A 5,656-nucleotide genomic window follows, 5' to 3' on the forward strand; every position below is an offset into this window, starting at 1 on the left:
GCCCCGCCGTTGCCCCAGAAAAGGCCACCGGCTCCACCGGCACCACCATCACCGCCGTTGCCACCGAACTCGCCGTCGGCGCCGTCGCCGCCGGCGCCGCCGTGGCCGAACAGGAACGCCGCATTGCCGGCGGTGCCGACCGCCCCGTTGACCGGATCGCCGAGCGCCAGCAGCTGCACTCCGGAATCCGGTGCCCCCCCACCGGCGTCTCCGCCATTGCCGATCAACCAGCCCGCGTCGCCGCCGCTGCCACCGAAGTAGCCATCCCCGCCGTCACCGAAGAGCAGTCCGGCGTCCCCGCCGTTGGGATCAAGCGCCGTCCCGTCGGCCCCGTCGCCGATCAGATACAGACCGGAAATCTGATTCACGAAAGCGGCGAACTGCAACCCGTCCGAGCTGTTTATCCACTCCTCGATTCCGGTATGGATCGGCGCATAGACGTTGGCATCGAACCAGGCGTTGAACGCCAACGGTTCGGTGCCCAACGCCGACCCGCTGACCTGGTCCCCCCAGGTCGACAGGTCCAGCCACGACCATGCCGACGAATCCCACCAGGTCGTCATCCCCGGATCGCCCAGATCGACGGACTCGGCAACCGGAGCCGCGCCGAACCACGGCTCGAACAGGTCGGTCAGCCAGTCGAATTCATCGGCTTGGGCCACCGGCGCCGCCGCCAGCGGGGCCAACCCGAAGACGACGAACGCCCCCGCGACCGACCCCGCACCCGCCGCCCGGCGCCGCAGTGCCGCCCTCGACCTGGCATTCCGCCTGCCGCCGCGCTGTCGAGTCATCGAATCCCCCCTCGGAGACGGAAAGAGCATCGTCAATTCCGGAGGCTAATTTCCGGAAGACCCACAGCGATACAGGGATTTCCCTGGTCCTTCGGCTTGCGGCCTTCGGGGCCATCCCGCCGCCGCTAGCGAAGCCGGGCGGCGTGATACAACAGCGTCCGTGCACTGGTACACCGGTTACTCCAGCTACGACACCGTCCTGACCTTCGCGTTCGGCTTCGCGGCGTTCGTGATCATCGGCGGCTTCTTCGGCCAGAGCTCCTACGGGCGGTTCTCCTCGGCCAAACTCGGGTTCAACCTGAACCCGAAGTTCGGCTGGTGGCTGATGGAGATCCCGGCAACGGTGGTCTTCGCCGCCGCCTACCTGTGTGGACCGGCCCGGTTCGAGCCGACGTCGCTGGTGCTCGCCGGGATCTGGGTGTTGCACTACGCCAACCGCGGCTGGTTCTTCCCGCTGGCGATCCGCCAGGTGCCCGGCAAGCGCAGCACGTTCAACATCTCCGTGGTGGTGATGGGCATGCTCGTCACGACGATGCACGGCTACCTCAACGGCGCCCTGTTCAGCCACGACTACCTGGGGCAGTACGGCCCCGGCTGGTTGACCGATCCGCGTTTCGTGGTGGGCCTGGTGATCTACCTGTGCGGGTTCGCGCTGCTGGTCAGCTCCGAGTCGATCGTGCGCAACCTGCGCGACAAGAACAACCCCGGTGCCGCCGAGTACCGGATTCCGTTCGGGGGCGGCTTCCGGTTCGTCACCAGCCCGGCGTACCTGGGCGAACTGATCGCCTGGACCGGTTTCGCCGTGCTGACCTGGGCGCTGCCCGGCGTGGTGATCCTGTTGATCACCGCCGGCAACCTGGTCCCCCGGGCGCTGCAGACCCACCGCTGGTACCGGGAGAAGTTCGCCGACTACCCCACCGATCGCAAGGCGCTGGTGCCGTTTCTGTGGTGAGGCGCGCCGACACCCGATTCGTTCGGCGGTGAGGGTGCACAGTTGTACGGCCTTAGGCGGTGTGTCGCTGGACTGACACGCACGCTCGCCCCAAAAAAAGACTGTCACGTTCTGCCGGGCCGTCTCGTCTAAGGGGTATGACTACTCAACCACGTATCCCACCCCTGCCCCCCAAAAAGACGAACCTGCTGACCCGGGCGATGTACCGCTATGCCAAGCGCCGCTTCGGCGAGGTCCCCGAACCGTTCACCGTCGCCGCCCACCACCCACGCCTCCTGGTCGCCAACGCCGTGCACGAAGGCCTACTGCAGTCCGCATCACGCAAACTGCCGGCCGGGGTGCGCGACCTGGCGGTGTTCTGGACCGCCCGCACCATCGGCTGCTCGTGGTGCGTGGACTTCGGCGCCATGCTGAGCCGGCTGGAGGGCCTGGATGTCGAGCGGCTCAAGGAGATCGACGACTACGCGAGCTCCCCGCGCTTCACCGACGACGAACGGGCCGCCATCGCCTACGCCGACGCCGTCACCACCGACCCGCACTCGGTCACCGACGAGCAGGTCGCCGATCTGCGGCACAGGTTCGGCGACGACGGCGTCATCGAGCTGACGTATCAGATCGGGATCGAGAACATGCGCGCCCGGATGTACAGCGCACTGGGCATCACCGAGCAGGGCTTCAGCTCCGGGGATGCCTGCCGGGTTCCGTGGGCCCAGTAACGCCTCGAGGCTGTCGTTAGCGTGCAGAAGTGCGAGTGGACCTCACGGTAAGTCCAGTTTCGCGGCATCGCGCAGCGGAGAACCAGTGAACTTGTCCGGGTTGGCGATATCCCAGACGGCATAGACCAAACCGTCGCGCACCGTCATCGCGGTGACGCGCGGCAGCAGTTCGGCGAACCCCTCGGTGCCCGGCGCGCCGGCTGTGTAGGCGCCGAGTTCGCCGTTGACCAGCGCCAGCTGGTTCGCCGTCAGCAGGGTCGGCCCGTAACGGCGCGCCAGGCCCAGCAGGAACCGCGCCACCTTCTCCGGGCCCCGGATAACGCGAACAGCGGTCGGCGCGCGGCGGTTGGAGTCGCCGGTGAAGGTCACCTCCGGGTGCAGCAGCGCCACCACCGCGCCCAGGTCACCGGCGGCCATCGCCGCCATCAGCGACCCGACCGCCTCGGCGTGCCGCGGATCGGGTTGCGGCGGCGGATCGGCGGCGACGGCGCGCCGTGCCCGCGACGCCAGCTGCCGGGCAGCGGCCTCGCTGGTGTGCAGCACCTCGGCCACCTCGGCGAACGGCACCGAGAACCCGTCGTGCAGCACGAACGCCACCCGCTGATCCGGGCTGAGCCGCTCCAGCACCACCATCGCGGCGAACCGGGCGTCCTCATCGGCCACCACAGCCGAGAGCGGATCGGAGTCGGCGGCGGTCACCACCGGCTCCGGAAGCCATTCGCCCACATAGGATTCCCGCCGGTGCGACGCCGAACGCAACCGGTCCAGGCCGAGCCGGCTCACCACCGTCGTCAACCAGGCCCGCGGGTCGGCGATCTGGTCGCGCTCGGCGGCAGCGAAGCGCAGCCAGGCGTCCTGCACGATGTCCTCGGCGTCGGCGAACATGCCGGTGAGCCGGTAGGCCACCGCCAGCAGATGCGGCCGCAACGCCTCGAAGTCCTCGACCGCCGCCGTCATTGCCTCAGCCTAGGCCGAATCGGATTCGCCCGGTTGAGCCCGAGGCCAACCCCCACGCGACACAATGCAGCCATGCCCAAACCGCGTATCTCGCCGGTGCGCTGGCGCCCCCCGCCGTCGCGGCCGCTGCCCCCGCCCGACCCGACCCCGAAGCTGACCGTCGTCGAGATCCCCGGCACCGCCCCCGAAGACGTCGTCGTCGACGCCGACGGCACCATCTGGACCGGCGTCGAGGACGGGCGCATCATCGCGGTCGGCCCCGACGGCACCGCGCCGCGGGTGGTCACCGATACCGGCGGGCGCCCGCTGGGCCTGGCCTTCACCCGCGATCGCCGGCTGCTGATCTGCGACAGCCACCGCGGGCTGCTGCGCTATGACCCGGCGAACGGGCAACTGGAGACCCTGGTGAGCCACGTGGCCGGCCGGCCGCTGACGTTCTGCTCGAACGCGGTCGAAGCGGCCGACGGCACCATCTATTTCACCGAGTCCACCAACCGGTTCCGTTACGAGCACTACAAGGCATCGGTGATCGAGGCCCGGGCCAGCGGGTCACTGATGCAGCGCAGCCCCGACGGGACGACGTCGGTGCTGGCCTCCGGGTTGCACTTCGCCAACGGCGTCACCCTGACCGCCGACGAATCAGCGGTGGTGTTCGCCGAGAGCACCGGGCGCCGGTTGTCCAAGTACTGGCTGAGCGGGCCGCGCCGCGGTTCGATCACCGCACTGGTCAGCGAACTGCCCGGCCATCCCGACAACATCTCCACCGGTTCGGACGGCCGGATCTGGGTGGCGATGTTCTCCGAACCCAACGCGCTGGCCGATTGGCTCAGCCCGCGCGCACCGGTGCTGCGCACACTGCTGTGGCGGCTACTGCCGTATCGCTGGCTGCCCGACCCGAAGCCGGTGCTGTGGGTGATCGGCCTCGACCCCGACGACGGGCGGGTGCTGGCCCAATACCGCACCACCGATCCGAGGTTCGGCCTGGCCACCGGGGTGGTCGAGGCCGGCGACCGGCTGTGGTTGGGCCGTGTCGGCGGCTCCGGGCTGGCCTATTTCCAGCGGTAGCCCGCGCTGGAACGCAAGTAACAGAAGCACCACCCGTCACAGCGTGGCTCCCCGGGTTCGCGCCGCCGTTCGCCTACCCTGCACACACGATGACTTTTGTGCGCTCGGTATCAGCCCTGGTGACGGTGGGTTTTCTCGCCACCGCAGCACCGCTGGCGGCGGCCGACCCCACCCCGGGGCTCAACGTGGGGTCGGTCAACTGCCCCTACCAGGTCAGCACCCCGCCCGCGGTGGACGCCTCGGAGGTCCCGCTGGCCGGTGACCCGCCGCTGCCGCTGCCGGTGCCGGCCACCCCGGTCGGCGGGGAGGCGCTGGCCGGCTGCGGGATCATCGCCGCCCCCGGCACCCCACCGGTGCCCGCCGACATCTCCGCCGAGGCGTGGCTGGTGGCCGACCTGGACAGTGGCGCGGTGATCGCCGCCCGCGACCCGCACGGCCGACACCGGCCGGCCAGCGTGATCAAGGTGCTGACCGCGATGGCGTCGCTGAACGAATTGGACCCGAATACCGTCGTCCCCGGCACCCAGGAGGACGCCAACGCCGAAGGCACCCGGGTCGGCGTCGGCCCCGGCGGGGACTTCACCGTCAACCAGCTGCTGCACGGGCTGCTGATGGGCTCGGGCAACGACGCCGCCCACGCCCTGGCCACCCAGCTCGGCGGCATGGACGCGGCGCTGCACAAGATCAACACGCTGGCGGCCAAGCTCGGTGGTCGCGACACCCGCGCCGCGACCCCGTCCGGGCTGGACGGACCCGGCATGAGCACCTCGGCGTACGACATCGCGCTGTTCTACCGCTACGCCTGGAGCAATCCGATGTTCGCCTCCATCGTCGCCACCCGGACGTTCGACTTCCCCGGCTACGGCGACGTGCCCGGCTACACCCTGGAGAACGACAACCAATTGCTCTACAACTACCCGGGCGCCCTCGGCGGCAAGACCGGCTACACCGACGACGCCGGGCAGACCTTCGTCGGCGCCGCGGCCCGGGACGGCCGGCGGCTGGTGGCGGTGCTGCTGCGCGGCACCCGGCAGCCGATCCCCCCGTGGCAACAGGCCGCGCACCTGCTCGACTACGGCTTCGCCACCCCGCCGGGCACCCGGATCGGGAGCCTCATCGAACCCGACCCGGCGCTGGTGGCGGCCCGCGCCCCCGCCGAGGGCCCCCACCCCCAG

General features: G+C 70.0%; 4 protein-coding genes and 2 pseudogenes. 4 read left to right on the plus strand and 2 right to left on the minus strand.

Annotation, left to right across the window (positions count from 1 at the left end):
• Positions 1-791: pseudogene (locus tag BST28_RS22585) on the minus strand (PGRS repeat-containing protein); the annotation flags it as partial.
• A 160-nt stretch (positions 792-951) separates the two neighbouring features.
• On the opposite strand from BST28_RS22585, the gene BST28_RS22590 reads away from it, so the two are divergent.
• Together BST28_RS22590 and BST28_RS22595 are read left to right on the plus strand one after the other, a co-directional pair.
• Positions 952-1,743, plus strand: a complete 792-nt coding sequence (locus BST28_RS22590; RefSeq protein WP_083083192.1) for a phosphatidylethanolamine N-methyltransferase family domain-containing protein — start codon at positions 952-954, stop codon at positions 1,741-1,743.
• Between the two features lie 119 nt (positions 1,744-1,862).
• Positions 1,863-2,459 (plus strand): annotated as a pseudogene (locus tag BST28_RS22595) (carboxymuconolactone decarboxylase family protein); the annotation flags it as partial.
• 42 nt (positions 2,460-2,501) lie between these two features.
• Here the strand turns inward: BST28_RS22595 and sigJ are convergent.
• Entirely contained in the window at positions 2,502-3,416 is a 915-nt protein-coding gene (gene sigJ / locus BST28_RS22600) for a sigma-70 family RNA polymerase sigma factor (protein ID WP_083083193.1), read from the minus strand.
• Between the two features lie 72 nt (positions 3,417-3,488).
• Between sigJ and BST28_RS22605 the strand changes: the two genes are divergently transcribed.
• Both BST28_RS22605 and BST28_RS22610 read left to right on the plus strand, forming a co-directional pair.
• Positions 3,489-4,481: an SMP-30/gluconolactonase/LRE family protein gene (locus BST28_RS22605; protein WP_083083194.1), complete on the plus strand. Its 993-nt coding sequence runs from the start codon at positions 3,489-3,491 to the stop codon at positions 4,479-4,481.
• 89 nt (positions 4,482-4,570) lie between these two features.
• Positions 4,571-5,656: D-alanyl-D-alanine carboxypeptidase family protein (locus tag BST28_RS22610; RefSeq protein ID WP_083083196.1), on the plus strand; the 1,086-nt coding region annotated here is incomplete at its 3' end.

The organism is Mycolicibacter kumamotonensis, assembly GCF_002086285.1.
Lineage (GTDB): Bacteria > Actinomycetota > Actinomycetes > Mycobacteriales > Mycobacteriaceae > Mycobacterium > Mycobacterium kumamotonense.

Bases quoted from the DNA above. Each gene is read 5' to 3' on its own strand.
- sigJ (WP_083083193.1), bottom strand. From the start codon at position 3,416: ATGACGGCGGCGGTCGAGGACTTCGAGGCGTTGCGGCCGCATCTGCTG.
- BST28_RS22605 (WP_083083194.1), top strand. From the start codon at position 3,489: ATGCCCAAACCGCGTATCTCGCCGGTGCGCTGGCGCCCCCCGCCGTCG.